A 22,171-nucleotide genomic window follows, 5' to 3' on the forward strand; every position below is an offset into this window, starting at 1 on the left:
CTCGCATGGGATCTTTACGCATATGACGACGTCTCCGTATTTCCCGATCCCGGCCGCCGCTGGCGGCTGCACCCGGCCGTCGTTCCGGCCGAACCTCGTGGCGGCGGCCGTGCTTGCCGCTCTGTCGTCGCTGGCCGGGACCGCGCAGGCCCAGGTCGTTCGCGACTACCGGGGTACCGATGGTACTTGCTGCTATAGCCATAACGGCTCGGACGGCAGCAACGGCACCGATTTCGTCGGCGCTTCCGACTCGTCGCTGAACGTCTCGATCGGCGCCGGCACCGCGGTCTTCGTGGACGTGAGCGGCGGCCATGGCGGCAACGGCGAAGGATCCACCGATCCGGACGATCCGAACTACAACCACTGGGGCGGCAACGGCGGGGACGGCGCGACGCTGGGTTATGACCTGCTGTACAGCACCCTGAGCAGCGGCGGAGTCGGGCTGCGCGCCGCCTCGCATGGCGGCGATGGCGGCAGGTGGGCGATCCAGAGCGGGGGGCGGCGCTACGGCGATGCCGGAGACGGCCACGACGCGGACGTCGTGGTCTCGGGCACGGGAATCACCGCCGGGGTCTACGGCATATGGGTCGATTCCGTGGGCGGCGTGGGGCGGGAACCCTCGATCCGGGACGTCCTGCCGTCTGGCGATTCCGGACGCGGGGGCAATGCGGGCGCGGCCAGCGTAAGCCTGAGCTACGGATCGTCCGTGACGGTGTCCGGCAGCACGGGGCAGTCGGAGACTGCCGGCATCCTGGTCCAGTCCGTGGGGGGCGAGGGCGGGGACGGCTTTCACGGCGGCGTCGGCGGCGGGCACAGCACGGCGGGGCAGGGCGGCGACACCGGCGATGTCAGCGTCAGCATCGACGACAGCAGTTCCGTCACCACCAACGGCACGGGAACGGCGGGCGTGATCGCGCGTACCCAGGGCGGCCAGGGCGGAGGCGCGGAAGGCGGCGAGGAGGGCGAACCCGCGCAGGACGTGCGCGCCAATCGCGGCGGAAACGCCGGGCACGTCACCGTCTCGAACGCGGGCGCCATCACGACGCGCGGCAGGTCGTCCGCGGCCATCCTGGCCGGCAGCCAGGGCGGTCGGGGCGGCGATGGCGGGGCCGGATCCTGGTCTTATGGGCACGATGGTGGCGACGGCGGCTCGGCCAGCGGCGTCTCCATCACCAATTCGGGCCGGATCGCCACCTACGGCGATTACTCCAACGGCATCCAGGTCCGGGTCGCCGGCGGCGACGGCGGCAAGGGCGGAGAGGGCGGCCTGTCGGGCCACAGCGGCAGCGGCGGTGCCGGCGGCGGCGTGGGCGCGCTGGCCTATGACATCACCAACAGCGGTTCGATCGAGATCGCCGGCGCGGGCGCCGGAGACGACAGCGGGACCACGGGCACGGGATCCTTCGGCATCGTCGCCCAGGCCTCGGGCGGCCAGGGCGGCGACGGCGCCGAGGCGGCGGGGTGGTTCGTCGTGGGCGGCAACGGCGGCGGGGGAGGCAATGGCGGCGCCGGCCGCGTGACCAACACCGGCAGCATTTCCACCACGCGCGACCAGAGCGGCGCCGTGATCATGCAGAGCGCCGGCGGTGGCAGCGGCGTGGGCGGCGATGCCGACAGCGCGGGCCTGATCGTGTCGATGGCGGTGGGCGGCCGCGGGGGCGTCGCGGGCGACGGCGGCGATCTGTCGCTGATGTCGTCCGGCCGGATTTCCACGCAGGGCGCCGGCTCCACCGGCGTGCTGCTGCAAAGCATAGGCGGGGGCGGCGGGCACGGCGGATCGGCCCAGGCGGCCTCGGTGGGCGTGCTGGTCGGGGTCGCGCTTGCCACCGGCGGCGACGGCGGCGCGGGCGGCGCGGGCGGGCATGTCTCCATCGAACTCGATCCGGTCGGCTCGGTCACGACCGCCGGCGCCGTCAGCAGCGCGGTGGTCGGCCGGTCGGTCGGGGGTGGAGGCGGCAACGGCGCTTTCGCGGAATCCGTTCAGGCGACCATCGCGCCGGAACTGGGACCGGACATTCCATCGGGTACGGGCAGCATCCAGGTCACGGTGGGCGGCCGCGGCGGCTCGGCGGGCAATGCCGGAGAGGTCGACGTCTCCAATGCCGGCACCGTGGCCACCTTGGGACACGAGAGTCATGGCATCTTCGCGCAGAGCAGTGGCGGCGGGGGCGGCAACGGCGGCGTGGCGGCCGCGCCGCTGCGGCCGACGACGATAGGCGCGTCCAGCTTCACCATCAGCTATGGCGTCACGACCGGCGGCGAAGGCGGCAGCGGGGGGCATGGCGGGACGATCTCGGTGCGCAACCAGAGCGGCGGCGCGGTCACCACTGCCGGCGACCATGCCGTGGCCGTGCTGGCACAGAGCGTGGGCGGCGGAGGCGGCAACGGCGGCCTCGTCCAGCAGGAGACCGAGCGTTCGTTCGAACCCGTGGTCAGCTCGCCCACGGCATTCCTGGAGACGCTGACCAAGGTTTCCGAGTGGCTGGAGGAGGCGCCGAACTCGATCTCGTTCGGAGGGCTGAGCTACGCGATCGACGCCCGGGTCGGCGGCAACGGCGGGAGCGGCGGCAACGGCGGCGATGTCACGGTCGCCAACGACGGCGCCATCGCGACGCAGGGCCTGGCGTCGGCGGGCATCCTCGCGCAAAGCATCGCCGGCAGCGGCGGGCGGTCCGGGGCCATCGGCTCGGCGGGAGCGTCCAGCCTGCTGTCCGCGATAGATTCCCTGCTGAAGGCCGCGAATGAAGGCGTCAGCAACGTGGTCTCGCTGGCGCCTTCGATAGGCACCAACCTGTCGGTGGGCGGGAATGCCGGCGACGGCGGGCGGGGGGGCACGGTGCAGGTGACCAACACCGGCACGGTCTCGACCGCCGGCAAGGCCGCGCCCGCCATCCTGGCGCAGAGCGTGGGCGGCGGCGGGGGCGTGGGTACGGTATCCGAGCAGGATCTGGCCGAGCTGGTGAAGGAGCACGGCGCGGACCAGGCCGCCGAGATCCTGGAGAAGATCAACAAGATCGCCGAACTGCTCGCGTCCAAGGGCCTGTCCCTGAGCCGCAACATCAACGTGACCGTGGGCGGCGGCGGAGGGGGCGGCGGCAATGGCGGCCTGGCCACCGTCGATGCCAGCGCGGCGGGCAGCGTCGTGACGACGATGGGCGATCATGCGCCGGGCATCGTGGCGCAAAGCGTGGGGGGAGGCGGCGGCAAGGCCGAGGTGTCGAGCTTCCTGGTCGGGGCCGGCGGGCTGGCCACGCCGGCCGGGCACACGGACGCGCCGCTGACGATCACGATGGGAGGCAGCCGGATCCTGTCGGGCTTCGTGTCGGAGTCGGCGGTGATGAGCGGCGGCGGCGCCTCGGTCACGACCGGACAGGTCCGCACCCAGGGCGACGATGCGCCGGCGGTGATCGCGCAGAGCGTGAGCGGCGGTGGTGGACTGGCCTCGATCAGCATCGACGGCCTGGACGCGGCGGGGCTGGGGGCCGGCCACGCGGCACAGGCGCCGGTCATTTCGCTGGGTGGGAAGATCAGCGTGGTGGACGGATTCTCGATCCCTCCCATCGATGCCGGCGACGCGACGGTCACCACGACCGGCGGCAACATCGTCACGTCCGGCGCGTTGTCCCACGGCTTGATGGCCCAGAGCATAGGCGGCGGGGGCGGCGCGGCGACGCTGGCCAGCAGCGCGGCGGCGGCGCCGCTGCTGGCGCCGGCGCAGGTGACGCTGGGGATGGATGCGTCGAACCAGGAGGCCATGCGGACCGACGGCGGACATGTTTCCGTGACCACCGGCAAATATGACGAAGGATCGAGCACGATCGCTCATACGATGGTCCAGACCTCGGGCGACCTGGCCTTCGGCGTGCTGGCGCAAAGCGTGGGTGCGGGCGGCGGATACGTGGCCCTGCTCAATGGCGGGCAGGCGCAGGCCCCGGCCAGCGTCGCGCTGGGGGCGCTGGGCGGCGCGACGGGCGACGGCGGCCAGGTCGATGCGCACGTGGTGGCCAACAGTTCCGTCAACACCCGGGGCAGGAATGCCGTGGGCGTGCTGGCGCAAAGCGTGGGCGGCGGAGGCGGCATCGCCGGCCTGTCTACGGCCGCGGGCAGGACGACGCTGGCCGCGCCGGCGTCGCAGGGCTCGGGCGCGGGCGGCGCGGTCAACGTGAACGTCGAAGGCTCGGTGCTGACCGAGGGCGCCGGCGCCATCGGTGTGCTGGCCCAGAGCGTGGGCGGCGGCGGAGGCCTGGCCGGGGACTTTTCCTCGGTCAGCTACGACGACAATCTGGTCAAGACCGTCGACGTGACGGGAGGGAGCGGCAACGGCGGCGCGGTCGACGTGCAGGTGGGCGTCATGGTCGCCACGCAGGGCCGGAATGCGCCCGCGATCGCCGCGCTCAGCCTGGGCGGCGGCGCCGTCTTCTCGGAGGCCGGCATCCAGGTTCGCGGCAGCGGCGGCGGAACGGGCAGCGCGGGCGGGACGATCAACATCGGACTGGGCACCGGGTCCCTGGTCACCGCGCAGGGCGGCGGCGCGCCGGCCATCCTGGCGGTAAGCGCCGGCAGCGCGGCGCAGAACAGCGGCGGCCCCGTCACGATAGGCGTGGGGGCGTCGTCGGCCGTATACGCGGACACCGCCAGCGGTACCGCCATCCGCACGGTTACCGACAACGCCACCTCGGTCGCCAACCAGGGCCTGATCGCCGGCGCGACCGCGATCGAAGCCTCCGGCCGGGTGGCCGTGGACAACCATGGCCTGTTCATCGGCAACGTCACGAGCGGCGACGCGGCCCACAGCTCCTTCGTCAATCACCCGGACGCGGTGCTGGCCAGCGGCCAGCGGCTGGACGCCTCCCTGGTCAACCAGGGCGTGTTCAATCCGGGCGGACCGGTCGACCAGCATGGCGCGTACCAGACGACGTTCATGCAGGGTTTCACGCAAGGCTCGGGAGGGGTCTTCCAGGCCGATGTCGATTTCAGCGCGGGCGGACTGGCCGACGTGATCGGCGTGAGCGGGCCGGCGCAACTGGGCGGCAGCCTGCTCGTGCTGGGCCACAACCTGGCAGGCGGCCAGCCCATGCTGATCGCCCAGTTCGACGTCACGCCGACGGGCTCGTTCAATCTTGCCGGGCAATCGCCGGTGGTCAACTACGACGTGTCGCTGACCGGCGACGGCCAGCTATGGGTCACGCCCAAGGCGAACTTCCGTCCGCAAAGCCTGGGCCTGACCGCCAACCAGGCCAGCATCGCCGGCTACCTGCAGACCCTGTGGGACCGGGGCGACCGTAGCCTGACGACGCTGTTCGATCCCTTCGCGCGGCTGGAAGGCACGGATGCCTACGTGAAGGCGCTGGGTGCGGTGGCCTCCGACGCGGCGCTGAGCCGCGCGAGCAATCGCACCTACGAGCTGCACTCGGCGCTGGACCGGATGATGAGCTGTCCCTACTTCAGCGATCAAGGCATCCAGCTGGCCGAGGGCGAATGCGCGTGGGCGCGCGTGATAGGCGGCCGCTTCGACCGTTCGGCGTCCGCCGACGGCGCGGGCTACGACAACCGTCAGACCACGGTGCAGTTCGGCGTGCAGCGCCAGTTGGCACCGGACTGGTTCCTGGGGGCCTCGGCCAGCTACAGCCGCACCAACACCTATTCCGCGGACAACACCGTGCGCATCGCCAGCGACAGCTTCCACGCCGGCCTGACGCTGAAGCGGCAGATGGGGGCCTGGCAGTTCGCGGGCGCGCTGATGGGCGGCTACGAGGAATCGGACCAGGCGCGCAACATCGTGCTGCCCGGCATGGCGGCGCGGGCGACCAGCAAGCCCGATTCCTACCAGCTGGCGGCGCGCGCCCGGGCCGCCTATCAGTTCTCGTTCGGCGACTGGTACGCCAAGCCCTATGCGGACCTGGACCTCATCTACGATCGCACGCCGGGCTACAGGGAGTCGGGCGCGGGGCCCTTCGATCTGGCCCACGACGCCAGCGACCGGTGGAGCGCGGTGCTGACGCCCAGCATCGAGTTCGGCGGCAAGGTCAGTATGGGCAAGGCGGTCGCGCGTCCCTATCTCGCGCTGGGCGTGGGGCTGGTGGCGGGGCGCAAGGTCTCGACCGACGTCCGGCTGGCGGTGGCGCCGCAGGATGCGTTCACGTTGTCGACCCGTGTGCCGGGGGTATTCGGCAGCGCGACGGCCGGCATCGAGGTGATGTCGGCCGATGCGTGGTCGCTGCGCGCGGAGTACGGGATCCAGGCGGGCGAGCACCTGGTGGCGCAGACGGCCAGCTTGAAGTTGGGTGTGCGGTTCTAAAGTAACGTCTGCCCCCCATCGATCACGATGGTCGAGCCGGTCACGAACGCCGAGGCATCGGAGGCCAGCCAGACCACGATCTCCTTCAATTCCTCGGGACGCCCGATCCGGCCCAGCGGCACGTTCCTGACGAAGGCGGCGTGCTTGGCCGGATCGCTCATCTCCGCTTCGGTCAGCGGCGTCAGGAAGCGTCCCGGCGCCAGGGTGTTGACGCGGATGCCTTGCGGCGCCCACTCCATGGCCAGCGCGCGCGAGAAGTTGATCATGGCCGCCTTGGCCGCGCTGTAGGGGGAATTGTTGGGCCGGCCGCGCAGCCCGGCGGCCGAGGCGATGTTGATGATGGAGCCGCGGCCCTGCGCGTGCATGGCCCGTCCCGCCGCGCGGCAGACGTAGAAGGTCGAGTCCAGGTTGGCGCCGATCAGGCGCTTCCATTCGTCGTCGGCCAGCTCCAGCACGGGCTTGCGCTGGCTGCCCCCGGCCGAATGCACCAGGATGTCCAGCGTGCCGAATTCATCGAGCACGGCCGAGACGGCGCGATCGACCTGGGCGGAGTCGGTCGCGTCGGCGGCCAGCGGCAGCGCGCGGGCGCCGGTCGCGCGGATTTCCTCGCAGGCGGCTTCTACGTCGCGCGCCGTGCGCGCCAGCAGCGCCACGTTGGCGCCGGCCTGCGCCAGCCCCATCGCGATGGCCCGGCCCAGGCCCTTGCCGGCGCCCGTGACCAGCGCGGTGCGGCCATCCAGCCGCATGGTGTTCCACAGCGAAGCGTTCATGGGCGGGTCCTAGTTGAAGACGATGTGGGCCTGCTTGATGACGTCCGTCCAGCGCGCCAGGTCGCGTTTCAGGAAGTCCGCGGCCTGTTCGGGCGTGCCTCCGACGATCTCGGCGCCGAGATCCTTCAGGCGCTGGCGGATGTCGGGTTGCTGCAGCCCGGCGTTGACCGCCTCGTTCAGCTTGTCGACGATCTTGCGCGGGGTGCCGGCGGGCGCGAACATCATGTACCAGGCGCCGATCTCGTAGCCTTTCAGTCCCGCCTCGTCCACGGTGGGAACCTGGGGCAGCAGCGCCGAGCGAGCGCGGGACGTGACCGCGAGGGCACGCAACTGGCCACCGTTGATCAGGGGCAGCAGCGCGGGCATGTTCTCGAAGGCGAGCTGCACGCGGCCGCCCACCAGGTCGACCAGCGCCGGCGCCGTGCCCTTGTACGGCACGTGCGTCATGTCCACGTGGCCCATCAGCTTGAACAGTTCGCCGCCCAGGTGCGACGACGAGCCGTTGCCGACGGACGAGAACGCCAGCTTGCCCGGATTGGCCTTGGCGTAGGCCAGCAGCTCGGGCACGGACTTGACCGGCAGCGACGGATTGACCACGAGCACGTTGGGGACGATGGCCACGAAGGCAATGGGCACCAGGTCCTTGATGGGGTCGTAGCGCAGGTCGGGGAACATGCTGGGCGCCGTGGAGTACGAAGGCATGCTGCCCAGCGTGATCGTGTAGCCGTCCGGAGGGGACTGGGCGACGTGCGCGGTGCCTATCGTGCCCGACGCGCCGGGGCGGTTCTCGATCACCACCGGCTGGCCGAAGCGCTGCGAGATGACCTGGCCCAGCGCGCGGGCCAGGATGTCGTTGGCGCCGCCGGGCGTCCACGCGCTGATCAGGCGGATGGGCTTGGCCGGGTAGTCCTGGGCGGCGGCGCAGGCCGCGGCCGCCATGAGGCCGGCGGCGGCCGCGATGCGTAGGGGGGATTTCATGAGGGAGTCCTGTCGCGTGGGGCGGTTACGCCGGCGTGATTTCGAAGGTGCACAAGGTCTCGACCGGCGCGGTGTAGATCAGGTCCGGCACGCTCAGGCTGGCGCGGGCCATGGCGGCGCGTTCCGGGCCGAAGACTTCGACGAACAGGTCGGAGGCGCCGTTGGACACATAGGGCGCGCGCTCGAAGCCGGGCGCGCCGTTCACGTAGACCACCAGTTGCACGACCCGTACGATGCGATCGAGATCCTTGAGCACCGCCTTGGCCTGGGCCAGGTGGTTGATCGCGCACAGCCGGGCCGACTGGTAGGCCTCTTCCACCGTGACCTTGTCGCCGACCTTGCCCAGGTAGGGGAAGTCGCCGTTGGTATGGCCCAGGGTGCCCTGGCAGAAGAACAGGCCGCCGGCGGCCACGCCGGGGACCAGGGCCGGGTTGGCCTTGATGACGGGCGCGTCGGGCAGCGTGATGCCCAGTTCCTTCAGACGGGTTTCGATCGCGGACATGGTCGTTGCTTCCTTGTCATTCGAGGGAGATGTTGGCGGCCTTGATGGCGTCGCGCCAATAGGTGAATTCGGACCGCCAGAACCGGTCGAGTTCGGCGGTGTTCATGGGCGCGGGAACGGCGCCCAGCTCCTTGAGCTTGGCCACCGTTTCCGGGTCCCGGGCGGCGGCCAGCACGGCCGACTCCAGGCGGGCGAGCACGGCGGGCGGGACGCCCGCGCGGGTGAAGATGGAGATCCAGCTCGAGTTCTTGAACGCCGGCAGGCCGGATTCGGCGATGGTCGGCACGTCGGGCAGCACGGCGATGCGCTCTTCCGTGGTCACGCCCAGGGCCGTGACCTGTCCCGCCTTGATCAGGCTGATCGGACCGGTCACGTTGTCGAACACGGCGTCGATGTTGCCGGCCAGCAGGTCCTGGATGGCGGGCGCGGCGCCCTTGTAGGGCACGTGCGTCATCTGGATGCCGGCCATCTTGGCCAGCAGTTCGCCCGACAGGTGCTGCACGCCGCCGGCGCCGCCCGTGCCGAAGGTCACCTTGCCGGGGTTGGCCTTGGCCCAGGCGATGAACTCCCGCAGGTTGTGAGCGGGAACGTTCTTGTTCAGGATGATCACGTTGGGCAGCTTGCCCACCATGGCGACCGGCTGCAGGTCCTTGATGGGGTCGTATTGCAGGTTCTTCTGCGTCAGCGGATTGATGACCGCCGTGGTCACGATGTTTACCAGCACCGTGTAGCCGTCGGGTTCGGCGCGCGCCACCTCGGTGGTGCCGATGGCGCCCGAGGCGCCGGGGCGGTTGATGACGACCACGGGCTTGCCGAGTTCGACGGACATCTTCTGCGCGATCATCCGGCCCACGACGTCGGTCGAGCCGCCGGGTGCGAAGCCGATGACCAGCTTCAGCGGCCGGTCGGGAAAGGGGGCCTGCGCGAGGGCGGGCGTGCCGGCGCTGGCCAGCGTCGACAGCGTGGCGGCCAGCAGGACGCGCCGGGTGCGGGAGTGGCGGGTGCTCATGGAAACCTCCGGGGTGGGAAGGGGATCAGCGCCGGATGGCGGCGCGCACGTGGGCGATGGCTTCCTGGCGCGTGCCTATCCAGATGTCGTCGGCGGCCTTGGCCTTCTCGATCAACTGCTCGAACACGTGGATGCCCGTGATGCGGCCGAACACGTGGGCGTGGATGGACGGGTCGATGCGCACGGCGCCTTTTTCCCGGGTGCGCACGTAGTCCAGCCAGTCGTCGAACATCTCGACCATCATCCGCGGCGAGTTGCCGTAGCGGATGTACATGGGCGTGTCGTTCAACTCCATGCCGCCGGGGAACGCGGCGATCTCGCGGTCGCCGAACCGGACCAGGTAGGGCAGGTCGTCGTTCATGGTGTCGCCATGCCATTCGTAGCCCGCCTCGGCCAGCATGCGCGCGGTGCGCGGGCTGGGCGTGGCGCGCGGGCTGATCCAGCCCTGCGGCCGGCGGCCGGTGGCTTTTTCGAACAGCGCCGTGGTGCGCGCCAGGTTGGCGCGTTCCTGTTCCTCGTCCAGGTAGGCGGGGATCACGTCCATGCCGTACGAATGGGCGACGATTTCATGTCCGGCATCGGCGATGCGGCGTACCACTTCGGGATAGCGCTCGGCCAGCACGCCGCAGATGATCATCGTGCTGCGGATGTCGTGCTGTTCCAGGATGTCCAGGATGCGGTGGATGCCGCGCCGCATGCCGTATTCCACCCACCCCAGCGCGTTCAGGTCCGGCACGCCGGGCTTGAGCGGATTGCCCATCGGCCCCAGCGATGGCCAGGCGCCGTCCGACCACCCTTCGCAGGCGACGCGGAAGAACACGGCGATGCGCTTGCCGCCGGGCCAGAGGAAATCGGGAGGCAGGAGGTATTCCTGGCCTCCGGCATGGACGTCTAGGATGGGTGCGGGCATGGGGTGGTCCTTGCGATGGGAAGGGAGGCGGGGAAGCGGATCAGACTTCCGCCACGCATTCGATCTCGAGCAGGAAGTCCTTGCGGGGCAGGCGGGCCTCGACGGTGGTGCGGGCGGGCCACTGCATGGGGTCGTTGCCGAAGAACTCGCGATAGACCTCGTTCATCTCGTCGAAGTCGGCCCGGCGGTCCAGGAAGATATTGACCTTGACCACCTTCTCCAGGCTGGAACCGGCTTCTTCCAGAATGTTCTTCAGGTTGGTCAGGCATTGCCGCATCTGGGCCGGAAAGTCGCCCTTGGCCAATTGCATTTCGCCGAAGTAGGCGGGGCAGCCCGACACGAAGACGAGGTTGCCGGTGCGCACGGCATGGGCGTGGGGCGCCTTGGTGCGGGTGACGTTGGGGCTGTAGATGACGGTCTTGGCCATGGCGGAAATCTCCGTGTTCGATGGTTCAGGGGTTGAGGAGTCGGCGGGCGCGGGGCCCGTCGCGAAAAGTTGGTTCTTGTCCTTCAGGCGGCGCGGCTGCCTGCACCGATGGGCGCGAGGAAGCCGGCGTCCAGTTCGTCCAGCGTGTTGACGCCCAGCATGGCCATGCCGCGGTCCACTTCGTCGCCCAGCAGCCGGACGGCATGTCGCACGCCCGCATCACCGGCCACCGCCATCGCGTAATTGAAGGGCCGGCCCACGAACACGCAGCGGGCGCCCAGCGCCAGCGCCTTGAGCACGTCGGTGCCGCGGCGCACGCCGCCGTCCATCATGACCGCCAGGCCGCCCGCCGCCTCGACGATGGCGGGCAGGACGCGCAGCGGCGACACCGCGCCGTCCAGTTGCCGGCCGCCGTGGTTGGACACGATGACGCCGTCCACGCCCTGTTCGCGGGCGCGCGAGGCATCGACGGGGTGCAGGATGCCCTTGAGTACCAGGTGCCCTTGCCAGCGCCGGCGGATGCGGGCCACGTGTTCCCAGTTCAGGTGGTCGCGCGCGGTGAAGTCGCGCATGACGCGGGCGGACAGGATGGGGGCGCCGCGGGTGGCGAACGAGTTCTCGAAGTGCGGCATGCCGTGCCGGGCAAGCGTGCGCAGGAAGGTGCCGCACAGCCAGCGCGGATGGCTCACGCCGTCCCAGGCCAGCCGCAGGCTGGGACGCAGCGGCGTGGAGAAACCCGTGCGCAGGTTGTTCTCCCGATTGGCCATGACCGGGATGTCCACGGTCAGCACCAGGGTGCGGTAGCCGGCCTGCGCCACGCGGTCGATCAGCGGATCGATGCGCGTGGTGTCGCCAGGCAGGTAGGCCTGGAACCACGTGCCCGGCGCATGCCGGGCGACGTCTTCGAGCGGGATCAGCGAGCTGCCGCTCATGATCGACGGCATGTCCGCCTCGGCGGCGCCAGCGGCCAGCACGATGTCGCCACGGTAGGCCGACAGCGCGTTGATGCCCATGGGGGCGATGCCGAAGGGACGCGCATAGCGCGTGCCGAACAGCGTGATGGATTGGCTGCGCCGGGACACGTCGACCAGGGTACGGGGAACGAATCCGTATTCGGCGAAGGCCGAGGCGTTGTCGCGCAGCGAGCTGTTGCGCTCGGCGGCACCGGCGACGTAGCCGAAGATGGGGCGGGGCAGGCGCCGCCGGGCCAGTTCCTCGAAGTCGTCCAGGCACAGGGCCTCGCGCAGGATGCGCGGCTCGTCCAGTCCGGCCGGCCGCGAGGACGGCTGGGCCGGCGTGGCGCCCAGGGGCAGGGACGTAGGCGTGGGGTCGGCGTTGGCGCTCATCGGGATCGCGGCGTGCGGAAGTTCCAGTCGACGCCACTCTACGGACCCGGGTTGTATGAAGAAAGCGATAAAATCCTAATAAGCTATTTCGCTTTTTCGAAACTAGATCCGCCCTCCATGCCATGACGCTCAAGCAACTCGAGGCCTTCTACTGGGCAGCCACCTGCGCCAGCTTCGCCATCGCGGCGGAGCGGCTGCATCTGTCCATTTCCTCGCTGTCCAAGCGCATCAACGAACTCGAACAGTCGCTCGGCGTGGGCCTGTTCGACCGTTCCGGCCACAAGGCGGAACTGAGCGAGGCCGGGCGCAGGCTGGTTCCCCGGGCGTGGAACCTGTTGCAGGAAGCCGAAGCCGTGCGGCGCTGCGTGGCGGTGGACACCGGCCTGGCCGGCCGCTGCCGGATAGGCGTGGGAGAACTGACGGCACTGACCTGGCTGCCCCGGCTGCTGAAGCTCGCCCGGCACGAGCATCCCGACCTGGTGGTCGAGCCCATGGTGGAAGTGGGTGCGGCGCTGGAGCACGGGCTGGAAAGCGGCCAGCTCGATTGCGCCGTGATCGCGGGCCGCTCGCCCCGGCCGGACATCTGCTCCGAACGGATAGGCGAGGCCCGCTTCTCGTGGGTGATCGCGTCGGACACCGAGCCCGGTGCGAACGCGATGAGCGACCGCCTGCTGGATGCCTATCCCCTGATCACGCTGGCGCTGGGCGCCGGCACCACGCGGCTGCTGGACGACTGGCTGAACGACAGCGGACTGGATGTCCGCCAGCGCCTGATCTGCAACAACTGGGGCGCGATCGCCGGCCTGGTCAGCGAAGGCGTGGGCGTGGGGATGCTGCCCGCCGCCTGGGCCGCCGAGCTGGCCAGGCGCGGCCGCATCCGCGTGCTCAAGAGTTCACCCGCGCTGGGACCCTTGCCTTATTCGTTCCGCTGGCGGCGGGACGATACGCGGCCGGTGGTGCCCGGCATGCTGGCCATCGCCCGCCAGGCCATCGATTTCTCGGCGCGGAACCGGCTGCTGTAGGGCGGCGCCTAATCGAGCTTGATGTTCGCGTCGCGGACCAGCTTCGCGTTGAGTTTCAAGTCCTTCGCGATCAGCGCGCCCAGTTGAGACGGGGCGCCGGGGGCGACGTCAAAGCCCATGCCGCCCAGCGTGGTCCGCGTGGAGGAAGCCTCCAGCGACCCATTGATCGCCTGGTTCAGGTACGCGACCACCGCGGCCGGCGTGCCGGCGGGGGCGAGCACGCCGTACCACGAGTTGGTCTCGAAATCCGGATAGCCCTGTTCGGCGATGGTGGGCAGGTCGGGCGCCAGCGCGGAGCGCGTCTTGGACGTGACGCCATAGCCGCGCAGCTTGCCGTTGGCCAGGTAGGGCAGCATGTCGGGCAGGTTGTTGATCATCAGGTCCACCTGTCCGCCCAGGATGTCGGTCAGCGCCGGCACGCCGCCCTTGTAGGGCACGTGCAGGATGTCCACGCCCGCCATCTGCTTGAGCATCTCGCCCGCCAGGTGGGCCGAGGTGCCCGTGCCGAACGAGGCATAGGTCAGCTTGCCCGGGTGCCGCTTGGCATAGGCGATCAGCTGCGGCAGCGTCTTGGGCTCGAGCCCGGGCCGGCCCACCAGGATGTTGGCGGTGGCGCCCAGCAGGGCGACCGGCGTGAAGGCGTGCTCGGTGTCGTAGGGCAGCTTGGCGTAAAGCGAGGGATTGATGGTGAAGCTGTTTGCCACCGTGACCAGCGTGTAGCCGTCGGGAGCGGACTTCGCCACCTGATCGACGGCGATGACCGTGCCCGCGCCGGGCTTGTTCTCGATGACCAGGGTCTGGCCGAACCGGCCCTGCATGCCTTGCGCGACGGCGCGCACCACCTGGTCCATGGTGCCGCCCGGCGGGAAGGGCACCAGCCAGCGCACGGGGCGGGCGGGGTAGGACTGGGCGTGGGCGGGCATCGCGGGCAGCAGCGCGCAGCTTGCCGCGCCGGCCATCGTCTGTAGGGCCTGGCGTCTATCCATGAGTGCGGTTCCTTTCGAGCAAGGGAGGATGGGCCCCGCTTCGTGCCGAGATGCACGCGGGTGTTGGCAAAAGTATCGGGAGATCGGCGCCGGGCGGCAATCGTCCCAGCGGATACACTCTGTTCTCGCTGCGAGAACGGATGTGCCCATGCCTCACCTTGCCCATATCGATTTCCATGCGCCGTCGGCCGAGGTCGGTCCGCTGCTGATCGGCGTGACCCTGCTGGTGGACGGCGTGGGCGGACGCATCGTGGAGGCCGAGGCCTACGACAGGGAAGATCCCGCCTCGCACAGCTTCTCGGGGCCGACGCCGCGCAACGCCTCCATGTTCGGCGAACCGGGCCGGGCCTATGTCTACCGGTCGTATGGCATCCACTGGTGCCTGAACCTGGTCTGCCGCGAATCCGGCCATGGCGCGGGGGTGCTGATACGCGCGCTGGAACCAACCCATGGCCTGGATGTCATGCGCGCGCGGCGCGGCGTGGACGATCCGAGGCTGCTGTGCTCGGGGCCGGGGCGCGTGGGACAGGCCCTGGGCATCGATCGCGGCTTCGACGGCAAGCGGCTCGATCGCCCGCCGTTCGAGCTGGTGGCGCGCGAGGGCGAGCCGGACATCGCCATCGGTCCGCGCATCGGCATCTCGAAGGCGCTGGACGTGCCCTGGCGCTTCGGGATGGCCGGCTCGCGCTTCCTGAGCAAGCCGTTTCCCCGGCGCTGAGCGCCGCGCGCCGCGGCCCATAGAAAAAGCCGAAGGCGGGTTCCCGATTTTCGAATTGTTGCGGGGGGCGAGCGCGGCCACAATCGCGGTCATCCGGCATCCATGCCCATACCCATAACAGGAGACCCGCCATGCGCGCACGCATTCTTGCCGCGGCGCTGGCTTGCTGCCTCGTTCCGGCAGCAAGCCAGGCCGCCCCGGCCGATACCTATCCCGACCGTCCGATCCGGCTCGTGGTGCCCTATGCCGCCGGTGGCGGCGTCGACCTGCTGGCCAGGAAATTCGCCGAGGCGCTGGGCAACCAGGTGGGGCAGAGCGTGTTCGTCGAGAACAAGGTGGGCGCGGGCGGCACGCTGGGCGCGGTGTCGGTCTCGCAGGCGAAGGCGGACGGCTACACGCTGCTGTTCGGCGGCTCGCCCATGATCACGAACAAGCTGATCAATCCCGCCGTGGGCGTGGACGTGCTGAAGAACCTGGCGCCCGTGTCGCTGATCAACATGAACCCGTTCGTGCTGGCCGTGGCGGGGACCTCGCCCTATCGGTCGATCCAGGACATCCTGGCGGCCGCCCGCCAGTCCCCGGGCAAGCTGAACTTCGCCTCGGGCGGCGTGGGCACGGGCTCGCACCTGGCGGGCGCCGCGCTGGCCACGGCCACCGGCATCGACGTGGTCCACGTGCCTTATCGCGGCTCGGTGGACCTGGTGCCTTCGCTGCTGGGCGGCCAGACGCAGTTCTGCTTCCCCGTGGTGACGGCGGCGCTGCCGCAGGTCGAGTCGGGCGCCGTGCGCGTGCTGGGCGTGACCTCGGCCAGGCGCCTGCCGATTCTTCCCGGCGTACCGACGCTGAAGGAGGCGCTGGGCAACGACGACACGGTGATCGAATCGTGGAACGGCGTCTGGGGGCCGGCGGGCATGCCCGCGGACATCGTGGCCAAGCTGAACCGCTCGATCCACGAGACCTTCAAGCGCGGGGACCTGAACGCGTTCTTCGACAAGAACGGATCGCCGGTCGAGCTGTCGCCCACGGCAGACGATTTCGCCGACTTCCTCACGAAGGAAACCGCCAAGTTCTCGCGCATCGTGCGCGCTTCCAAGATCGTTCAATTCTAGGCGCATGGCCATCCTATGACCCAAGCTTTCCTGCCGCTGGCGGGCGTGCGCGTGCTGGACTTCTCGCACGTCATCGCCGGCCCCCTGGCGACCTTCTACCTGGCCCAGATGGGCGCCGACGTCGTCAAGATCGAGAAACCCGCCGGCGGCGACGTGCTGCGCCGGTCCGAGCGGGGGCCATCGGCCTTTCTGTCGCTCAATGGCGGCAAACGCTGCGTGGCGCTGGACTTTCGCACCGAGGAAGGACGGGCCGAGATCCTGGCGATGGCGCGCGACGCCGATGTGTTCGTGGACAACTTCCGACCCGGGTCGCTCGAGCGGCACGGGCTCGGCTATGAGGCCATCCGCGCGGTCAATCCACGCATCGTCTATTGCTCGATCTCCGGCTTCGGGCGGACCGGGCCCTGGGCCGACCGGCCGGCCTACGACCACGTCGTGCAGGCGATGACGGGCATGGCGATGATGGGCGGTGTCGAAGGCGACGATCCCATCAAGACCGGCTTTCCGGTGGTGGACGCGGCCACGGGCATGCTGGGCGCGCTGGCCATCGTCAGCGCCTTGCACCAGCGCAATCGCGACGGCCGCAGCATCCTGCTCGACGTGTCCATGGCGGCGGCGTCCATGCAGCTGATGTACAGCTATGCGGTCGAGGCCCTGACCAAGGGCGTGTCGCCCCGACGGGTCGGTAACCAGGGCTATTCGGGCAGCCCCGCCGCCGATTTCTTCCAGACCCGCGATGGCTGGATCGCGCTGGGCGCCAATACGCCCGCGCAGTTCGCCCGCCTGCTGGATGTGCTGGAGCTGGGCGAACTGGCCGCCGATCCGGCCTTGTTCGATGGGGCGGCCGAGCCAGGCGAACAGGTGTCCTTCCTCAGGGCGAAGGACCCCGTGCTGCTCAAGTCGCGCCTGCGGGAACGGATCGCGGGGTGGGAGGCGGTGCGGCTTGAACAGCGGTTGGCCCAGGCCGGCGTGCCGGCCTCCAAGGTCCGGTCGGTGGCCGAATTCGCCGCCGACGCCGTCGCCAGCGGCGCGCTGGAGCCGGTGGTGCTCAGGGATGGCGAGGACAGCGCGACGGTGCCGGGACTGGGCTTTCGGGCCTGGGCCTGAGCCGGGTCAGGCCGCCCGTGCGGCGGCCATCTGCCGGGCCGCCCAGACGACGGCCTGCCGCAGCGGTTCGACACCGGGCAACTGCATCACGGGTTGGCGCGCCAGGAAGGCCAGCCGGCTGACGGGGATGTCGTCGGCGACGGGCAGGACGTGCACGCGGCCCATCTCCGCATAATGGCGGACCGGCGACGACGGCGCGAAAGTCAGCATGCGGGTGGCCGCCACGACTTCCAGGTTCGTGTGATAAGGGAAAGACTCGATGCGGGGCTCCGGTGGCACCAGGCCGGCTCCCAGGAACACGCGCTCCAGCACCCGCCGGGCCTGGGATGCCTTGGGCGGGACGATCCATTCCTGGTTCGCCAGATCGCCCAGCCGCAGCGTGGCATGCCGCGCGAGCGGATGGTCCGTCGCGCAGGCGAACAGCCGGCTTTCCTCGTGCAGGGGTTCGATGTGCAGGTCGGTCAGGTGGCCGCCCTGCACGGGCAGTTCGTCCAGGTGGCAGATCGCGCAATCGATCTCGCTGCGGTCCAGGCCGCCGTACAGCACGTTGATGCCGCCGTGCGTGATGGCGATGCGGGGCAGGGTACCGGTGGCTTCCATCCGCGCCATGGCCTGCGGCAGCAGCCAGGCGTCGAGCAGCGGCAGGACGCCGACGCGCACCAGCGGGGTGCTGCCCCGGACCACGCTTTCCAGCGCCGTGTCGAACGATGCCAGCGCGATGCGCAGTTGCCGCAGCGCCAGATTGCCGGCGTCGGTCAGGCTGCCCCCGCGCGCGCTGCGTTCGATCAGCGTGGTGCCGAAGACTTCCTCCAGCGTCTGCACCATGCTCGTCACGGTGGGCTGGCTCAGGTGCAGGGCCTGCGCCACCGCGGCCAGCGAATGGTGCTCGGCCACCAGCTCCAGCAGGCGCAGGTGCTTGATGCGTAGCTGGTCGCTGCGGTTGCGTCGGCTGTCGATGTTCACGGCGATGTCTCGTGGAAAGTCTCAGGACGCCCGCATGGGCAGCCCCAGCTTGTCCATCAGGGTCTTGGCGTTGCGCGGCGCTTCCACCTTGGCGTCATTGTCGAAGTAGCAGTACACGTGGCGTCCGCTGGCACGGCGCTGCGCCTTGCCGTCGATGCGGCGGGCGCCGCGCGGTTCGCCCCCGCGCGCCCAGGCCCGGATGCGCCGGGCCCAGTCGTCCAGCGCCGTGTCGGTGTAGCCGCTGACGTACAGTTCCCGGTCGCCGTGCAGGCGGATGTAGACGAAGTCGGCGGTGACGTCTTCGCGATAGGGCCACTTGCCCGCCGTGTCCGCCACCACCAGCGCCATGCCGTAGTGCCGAAGCATGTCGGTGAAGGCCGGGTCGATGAAACTGTCGTGGCGGATCTCGATCGCGTGGTGCATGTCGCGCGGCAAGGCCTTGAAGAAGGCTTCGAATCGTGCCGGGTCGAAACGCATGCCGGGCGGGAACTGCCACAGGATGGGACCCAGCTTGTCCTTGAGTTCGAAGATGCCCGAAGCCAGGAAATTGGCCAGCGGCCGCTCCACTTCCTTGAGGCGCAGGATGTGGGTCATGTAGCGCGGCGCCTTCACGCTGAACAGGAAGCCCTTGGGCGTGTCGGCATGCCAGCGCGCGTAGCGTTCCGGCGTCTGCAGCGCATAGAACGAACCGTTCAGCTCTATGGTCGAGAACTCGCGCGACGCGTAGGCCAGCTCCAGCCGCTGCGGCAGGTCGTCCGGATAGAACTTGCCCCGCCAGGGAGGATAGCGCCAGCCGGAGATGCCCACGCGCATGTCGCCCATGGTTTCAAGGACCGCCGGGAAGACTGCGGTCGCCCTGGCCCAGCGGCAACTGCATCATGACGGTATCGACCCAGCGGCCGTGCTTGAAGCCGACGCTGCGCAGCACGCCGGCGTGCTCGAACCCGACCTTGCGGTGCAGGGCGATGGAGGCGGCGTTGCCGCTGTTGCCGATGACGGCCACCATCTGGCGCCACGGCCCGTTCTGGCAGCGCGCGATCAGTTCCCGCATCAGGGCGATCCCGATGCCGCGCCCGCCCGTGCCATCGGCGACGTAGACGGAGTTTTCTATGGTGTGGCGGTAAGCCGGACGAGGGCGATAGCTGCCGGCATAGCTGTAGCCGACGACCACCCCGTCCTGTTCGGCCACCAGATAGGGCAGGCCCTGCCCGAGCACGGCGGCGCGGCGGGCGCGCATGTCTTCCACCGTGGGCGGGACTTCCTCGAAGCTGGCCACCCCGTTCAGGACATGGAAGGCGTAGATGGCCTGGATGGCAGGCAGGTCGGTATCGCAGGCGTCGCGGACGACGAGCGTGGACGAGGGAAGGGGAGCGGGGCTGGACATGGCGATTCCTGGGGGCCGGCCGCGGCCGGCAGCAAGCCATTACTTTACCCAAGAACGCCGCCGCCCCGCAGGGGGGGCGGCGGAGTCGCCGGTCAGTTCTTGGTGGCGTACAGGTAGATCTCGGTGCGGCGGTTGGCGGCGCGGCCTTCCACCGTGTCGTTGCTGGCGATCGGGTCGTTGGGACCGCGGCCTTCGGTGGTCAGGCGCGCCGACGAGACGCCCTTGTTCGCCAGGTAGTTGGCCACCGCCTGCGCGCGGTTCTGCGACAGGGTCTGGTTGAGCGACATCTGGCCGGTGTTGTCGGTATGGCCGACGGCCTTGGCGCGCAGCTCGGGGTGCTCGTTCAGGGTCTTGGCGACGCTGTCCAGCACGGGCAGCAGGGCCGGCTTGAGCGCGTAGCTGCCGGTGTCGAACGAGACGCTGCTGGGCACGTTGACCTTCAGCGAGCCGTCGTTCTGCTCGGTCATGTCGATGCCCAGGTCCTTGGAGCCGGACTTCTCGACGTCCTGCTTGACGGTCTTCCAGTTGTAGCCGACCAGCCCGCCCGCCACGGCGCCCAGGCCGGCGCCGATGGCCGCGCCCTTGGAGTTGCCCAGCAGTGCTCCCAGCCCGGCTCCCAGGGCGGCGCCGCCGCCGGCGCCGATGGCCGTGTTGGTCTGCTGCTGGTTGGCGCAACCGGCGACGAAGACGCCAAGCGCCGCGACCAGAGCAATTTTGGAGAGAGTGTTGGTTTTCATGTTGACCTCCTGGAGTGGACTGGGCAGGGGCGTCGTTATGTATTCACGACGCTTTAGCCTGGCTGATGTTAGCCCTTCCATGTGACCGGGAAACGCAACATTTTGTACGTTTTGAGGATGGTTTACGGTTTACATTCCCCGCCGCGGTTCTCAGCCGGCGGCGCGGCACTGGCTGCGCACGAAGTGCCGGATCCGGTCCATGGCATGCAGGGACGCGGGGGAATCCGGTTCGACGGTGATGAACATGTGGGGTTCGTCGTCGTATTTCAGGACGTCGATCGCGCCGCCGGCCCGCCGGTACTGTTCGCCGAAGGCATCGGCGCGGAAATGGTCGACGTTGGCGTCGGCGGTGCCCTGTATCAGCAGCACGGGCGGCAGGTGGCGGGCGTCGCCACGCTCCACGATCGACCGGGGATTGTCCCGTTCCATGGCGGCTTCGTCCGGCCAGAACGCGTGGTGCGCGTCCAGCAGCGGCGCGAGACGGCGTTCGCGGGCCATTCGGTAGCGCGCCAGCGGATCCAGGATGGGCCAGCAGGCCACCGCGTAGCCGACCAGGGGCTCGGGATCCGCCGCCGCGCCGGGGGCGCCCCCCAGCAGCGCGTTCAGCATCAGCAGATGGCCGCCGCTGGACGTGCCCAGGCCGCCCACCCATCCGGGGCGGCTGCCCAGCTCGCCCGCGTGCCGGCGGGCCCAGGCCAGGCCGGCATGGACGTCGGCGAAGGTGGTTCCGGCCCCGGCCTGCGGCGGCATGCGGAAATCCAGCGCGAAGGTGGCGATGCCCTCGTCGGCCAGCGCCTCGTGCATGGAGGCGTTGTTCAGGCGGTTGCCCCGGATCCAGGCACCGCCGTGCACGTCGACCAGCAGGGGGACGGGAGCGTGGCAGCGGGGACGGTACAGGCGCCCCGGCAGTGCCTGGCCGTCGAAGGCGGGGAACTCCAGGTCTTGCACGTCGAATCCGGACATGGGCGGGGCTCGCCTGGGAGGGCGGACGTCCTGTGTGATCGTTACGCCCCGATCTTCGCATACTTGGTGGTTTTCCGTCCTTCCCCGGGGCGCGTGCGGGGCGACGGCTGGCGGCAACAACCCGGTTACGTTTGCATTCGCTGTTTTGACGTATATCCGGCAGAATGGCTGTGCTTGCCGCGGCGGGCCACGCCCCTTCCTCGGAAGCTGCCTGCCGGCAAGCCCACTCAAGGAGAGAGAGCATGAAACGTCGTCAGTTCCTCTACGCCACCGCCACCGCAGGCCTGCTGGTCGCCGCGGGTTGCACCACGACCGATCCCAACAAGAGCGGCGACAGCTCGCCCGCCGCCAAGCGCAGCCGGATCGATTCCGGGGTCAACGAAACGCTGAACCGGCTGTATTCCACGGTCAACGGCTCGCGCGAACTGGGCAACAAGGCCCGCGGCATCCTGGTATTTCCCAGCGTGATCAACGCCGGCTTCATCGTCGGCGGCGAATACGGCGAAGGCGCGCTGCGCGAAGGCGGACGCACCACCGGCTACTACAGCACGGCCAGCGGCTCGTTCGGCTTCCAGGCCGGCGCGCAGTCCAAGGCGCTGGTGTTCATGTTCATGAACCAGGCCGAGCTCGACCGCTTCAAGTCCAGCAACGGCTGGACCGCCGGCGTGGATGGTTCGGTGGCGGTGGTCAAGGCGGGCGTCAACGCCGGCGTCGACACCAATACCGCCCGCGCCCCGGTCGTGGCCTTCGCGCTGACCAACGCGGGCCTGATGGCCGGCCTGACGGTGGAAGGCACCAAGATTTCCAAGCTCAATCTATAGCGGTGCCGGGTCGGCGGACGGGGATGACCTTCCTGTCCGTCGCGGGATCCTCGCATTGCCGGTGCGAGGCCGCCCCCGGAAACTGGCGGCACCCTCGTGGACGGCCGGGCACGGCGCCAGG

The 22,171-nt window shown here is 69.8% G+C and carries 19 protein-coding genes; 6 read left to right on the forward strand and 13 right to left on the reverse strand.

Annotated elements, in window-relative coordinates; all coding sequences use genetic code 11:
- The first annotated feature begins 22 nt into the window (after positions 1 to 22).
- Positions 23 to 6,298, forward strand: coding sequence for an autotransporter outer membrane beta-barrel domain-containing protein (locus EGT29_RS07720; protein WP_161567732.1), 6,276 nt, complete (start codon positions 23 to 25; stop codon positions 6,296 to 6,298).
- Here EGT29_RS07720 and EGT29_RS07725 read toward each other — a convergent pair.
- From EGT29_RS07725 to EGT29_RS07755, 7 genes are all read right to left on the reverse strand, one after another.
- The gene (locus tag EGT29_RS07725) at positions 6,295 to 7,068 is read right to left on the reverse strand and encodes an SDR family NAD(P)-dependent oxidoreductase (protein ID WP_202865600.1); all 774 of its coding nucleotides are present in this window, start codon (positions 7,066 to 7,068) and stop codon (positions 6,295 to 6,297) included. The genes EGT29_RS07720 and EGT29_RS07725 overlap by 4 nt on opposite strands.
- A 9-nt stretch (positions 7,069 to 7,077) precedes the next feature.
- A complete protein-coding gene (locus EGT29_RS07730) occupies positions 7,078 to 8,046 on the reverse strand; it encodes a tripartite tricarboxylate transporter substrate binding protein (RefSeq protein WP_124688469.1) in 969 nt (322 codons plus the stop codon).
- 25 nt (positions 8,047 to 8,071) lie between these two features.
- On the reverse strand, positions 8,072 to 8,548 hold the full coding sequence (locus tag EGT29_RS07735; protein WP_124688470.1) for a RidA family protein: 477 nt from the start codon (positions 8,546 to 8,548) through the stop codon (positions 8,072 to 8,074).
- A gap of 16 nt (positions 8,549 to 8,564) precedes the next feature.
- Positions 8,565 to 9,557: a tripartite tricarboxylate transporter substrate binding protein gene (locus tag EGT29_RS07740; RefSeq protein WP_124688471.1), complete on the reverse strand. Its 993-nt coding sequence runs from the start codon at positions 9,555 to 9,557 to the stop codon at positions 8,565 to 8,567.
- 25 nt (positions 9,558 to 9,582) lie between these two features.
- Positions 9,583 to 10,467 carry a polysaccharide deacetylase family protein gene (locus tag EGT29_RS07745; RefSeq protein ID WP_124688472.1) on the reverse strand — a complete coding sequence of 295 codons (885 nt, stop codon included), beginning with the start codon at positions 10,465 to 10,467 and terminating at the stop codon, positions 9,583 to 9,585.
- Between the two features lie 40 nt (positions 10,468 to 10,507).
- Positions 10,508 to 10,894, reverse strand: a complete 387-nt coding sequence (locus EGT29_RS07750) for a RidA family protein (protein WP_124688473.1) — start codon at positions 10,892 to 10,894, stop codon at positions 10,508 to 10,510.
- Between the two features lie 83 nt (positions 10,895 to 10,977).
- Positions 10,978 to 12,240 (reverse strand): alpha-hydroxy acid oxidase, encoded by a 1,263-nt coding sequence (locus tag EGT29_RS07755; protein ID WP_124688474.1) that lies wholly within the window; start codon positions 12,238 to 12,240, stop codon positions 10,978 to 10,980.
- A gap of 122 nt (positions 12,241 to 12,362) precedes the next feature.
- Between EGT29_RS07755 and EGT29_RS07760 the strand changes: the two genes are divergently transcribed.
- Positions 12,363 to 13,262, forward strand: a complete 900-nt coding sequence (locus tag EGT29_RS07760; protein WP_124688475.1) for a LysR family transcriptional regulator — start codon at positions 12,363 to 12,365, stop codon at positions 13,260 to 13,262.
- Positions 13,263 to 13,270: 8 nt separating this feature from the next.
- Here EGT29_RS07760 and EGT29_RS07765 read toward each other — a convergent pair whose 3' ends face one another.
- Positions 13,271 to 14,248, reverse strand: a complete 978-nt coding sequence (locus tag EGT29_RS07765) for a tripartite tricarboxylate transporter substrate binding protein (protein WP_161567733.1) — start codon at positions 14,246 to 14,248, stop codon at positions 13,271 to 13,273.
- Positions 14,249 to 14,396: 148 nt separating this feature from the next.
- Between EGT29_RS07765 and EGT29_RS07770 the strand changes: the two genes are divergently transcribed.
- The 3 genes from EGT29_RS07770 to EGT29_RS07780 all read left to right on the forward strand — a co-directional run bounded on the left by EGT29_RS07770 (position 14,397) and on the right by EGT29_RS07780 (position 17,182).
- Positions 14,397 to 14,966, forward strand: coding sequence for a DNA-3-methyladenine glycosylase (locus EGT29_RS07770; RefSeq protein WP_124688477.1), 570 nt, complete (start codon positions 14,397 to 14,399; stop codon positions 14,964 to 14,966).
- A gap of 131 nt (positions 14,967 to 15,097) precedes the next feature.
- The gene (locus tag EGT29_RS07775; protein ID WP_124688478.1) at positions 15,098 to 16,075 is read left to right on the forward strand and encodes a tripartite tricarboxylate transporter substrate binding protein; all 978 of its coding nucleotides are present in this window, start codon (positions 15,098 to 15,100) and stop codon (positions 16,073 to 16,075) included.
- Between the two features lie 15 nt (positions 16,076 to 16,090).
- A complete protein-coding gene (locus EGT29_RS07780; protein WP_124688479.1) occupies positions 16,091 to 17,182 on the forward strand; it encodes a CaiB/BaiF CoA-transferase family protein in 1,092 nt (363 codons plus the stop codon).
- A gap of 6 nt (positions 17,183 to 17,188) precedes the next feature.
- On the opposite strand, the gene EGT29_RS07785 is transcribed toward EGT29_RS07780, so the two are convergent.
- The 5 genes from EGT29_RS07785 to EGT29_RS07805 all read right to left on the reverse strand — a co-directional run bounded on the left by EGT29_RS07785 (position 17,189) and on the right by EGT29_RS07805 (position 21,229).
- Positions 17,189 to 18,145: a LysR family transcriptional regulator gene (locus EGT29_RS07785; RefSeq protein ID WP_124688480.1), complete on the reverse strand. Its 957-nt coding sequence runs from the start codon at positions 18,143 to 18,145 to the stop codon at positions 17,189 to 17,191.
- A 21-nt stretch (positions 18,146 to 18,166) separates the two neighbouring features.
- Positions 18,167 to 18,967: a DUF72 domain-containing protein gene (locus tag EGT29_RS07790; RefSeq protein WP_124688481.1), complete on the reverse strand. Its 801-nt coding sequence runs from the start codon at positions 18,965 to 18,967 to the stop codon at positions 18,167 to 18,169.
- Between the two features lie 4 nt (positions 18,968 to 18,971).
- The gene (locus tag EGT29_RS07795) at positions 18,972 to 19,529 is read right to left on the reverse strand and encodes a GNAT family N-acetyltransferase (RefSeq protein ID WP_124688482.1); all 558 of its coding nucleotides are present in this window, start codon (positions 19,527 to 19,529) and stop codon (positions 18,972 to 18,974) included.
- A 92-nt stretch (positions 19,530 to 19,621) separates the two neighbouring features.
- Positions 19,622 to 20,266: an OmpA family protein gene (locus tag EGT29_RS07800; RefSeq protein ID WP_124688483.1), complete on the reverse strand. Its 645-nt coding sequence runs from the start codon at positions 20,264 to 20,266 to the stop codon at positions 19,622 to 19,624.
- Between the two features lie 150 nt (positions 20,267 to 20,416).
- Positions 20,417 to 21,229 carry an alpha/beta hydrolase gene (locus tag EGT29_RS07805; RefSeq protein ID WP_124688484.1) on the reverse strand — a complete coding sequence of 271 codons (813 nt, stop codon included), beginning with the start codon at positions 21,227 to 21,229 and terminating at the stop codon, positions 20,417 to 20,419.
- 242 nt (positions 21,230 to 21,471) lie between these two features.
- Between EGT29_RS07805 and EGT29_RS07810 the strand changes: the two genes are divergently transcribed.
- Positions 21,472 to 22,050, forward strand: coding sequence for a YSC84-related protein (locus EGT29_RS07810; protein ID WP_124688485.1), 579 nt, complete (start codon positions 21,472 to 21,474; stop codon positions 22,048 to 22,050).
- Positions 22,051 to 22,171 lie beyond the last annotated feature (121 nt).

The sequence above is a fragment of the Pigmentiphaga sp. H8 genome, assembly GCF_003854895.1.
Taxonomy (GTDB): domain Bacteria; phylum Pseudomonadota; class Gammaproteobacteria; order Burkholderiales; family Burkholderiaceae_B; genus Pigmentiphaga.

Coding starts and splice junctions, on each gene's coding strand:
- EGT29_RS07720 (WP_161567732.1), top strand. CDS start 23: ATGACGACGTCTCCGTATTTCCCGATCCCGGCCGCCGCTGGCGGCTGC.
- EGT29_RS07725 (WP_202865600.1), bottom strand. CDS start 7,068: ATGAACGCTTCGCTGTGGAACACCATGCGGCTGGATGGCCGCACCGCG.
- EGT29_RS07730 (WP_124688469.1), bottom strand. CDS start 8,046: ATGAAATCCCCCCTACGCATCGCGGCCGCCGCCGGCCTCATGGCGGCC.
- EGT29_RS07735 (WP_124688470.1), bottom strand. CDS start 8,548: ATGTCCGCGATCGAAACCCGTCTGAAGGAACTGGGCATCACGCTGCCC.
- EGT29_RS07740 (WP_124688471.1), bottom strand. CDS start 9,557: ATGAGCACCCGCCACTCCCGCACCCGGCGCGTCCTGCTGGCCGCCACG.
- EGT29_RS07745 (WP_124688472.1), bottom strand. CDS start 10,467: ATGCCCGCACCCATCCTAGACGTCCATGCCGGAGGCCAGGAATACCTC.
- EGT29_RS07750 (WP_124688473.1), bottom strand. CDS start 10,894: ATGGCCAAGACCGTCATCTACAGCCCCAACGTCACCCGCACCAAGGCG.
- EGT29_RS07755 (WP_124688474.1), bottom strand. CDS start 12,240: ATGAGCGCCAACGCCGACCCCACGCCTACGTCCCTGCCCCTGGGCGCC.
- EGT29_RS07760 (WP_124688475.1), top strand. CDS start 12,363: ATGACGCTCAAGCAACTCGAGGCCTTCTACTGGGCAGCCACCTGCGCC.
- EGT29_RS07765 (WP_161567733.1), bottom strand. CDS start 14,248: ATGGATAGACGCCAGGCCCTACAGACGATGGCCGGCGCGGCAAGCTGC.
- EGT29_RS07770 (WP_124688477.1), top strand. CDS start 14,397: ATGCCTCACCTTGCCCATATCGATTTCCATGCGCCGTCGGCCGAGGTC.
- EGT29_RS07775 (WP_124688478.1), top strand. CDS start 15,098: ATGCGCGCACGCATTCTTGCCGCGGCGCTGGCTTGCTGCCTCGTTCCG.
- EGT29_RS07780 (WP_124688479.1), top strand. CDS start 16,091: ATGACCCAAGCTTTCCTGCCGCTGGCGGGCGTGCGCGTGCTGGACTTC.
- EGT29_RS07790 (WP_124688481.1), bottom strand. CDS start 18,967: ATGGGCGACATGCGCGTGGGCATCTCCGGCTGGCGCTATCCTCCCTGG.
- EGT29_RS07795 (WP_124688482.1), bottom strand. CDS start 19,529: ATGTCCAGCCCCGCTCCCCTTCCCTCGTCCACGCTCGTCGTCCGCGAC.
- EGT29_RS07800 (WP_124688483.1), bottom strand. CDS start 20,266: ATGAAAACCAACACTCTCTCCAAAATTGCTCTGGTCGCGGCGCTTGGC.
- EGT29_RS07805 (WP_124688484.1), bottom strand. CDS start 21,229: ATGTCCGGATTCGACGTGCAAGACCTGGAGTTCCCCGCCTTCGACGGC.
- EGT29_RS07810 (WP_124688485.1), top strand. CDS start 21,472: ATGAAACGTCGTCAGTTCCTCTACGCCACCGCCACCGCAGGCCTGCTG.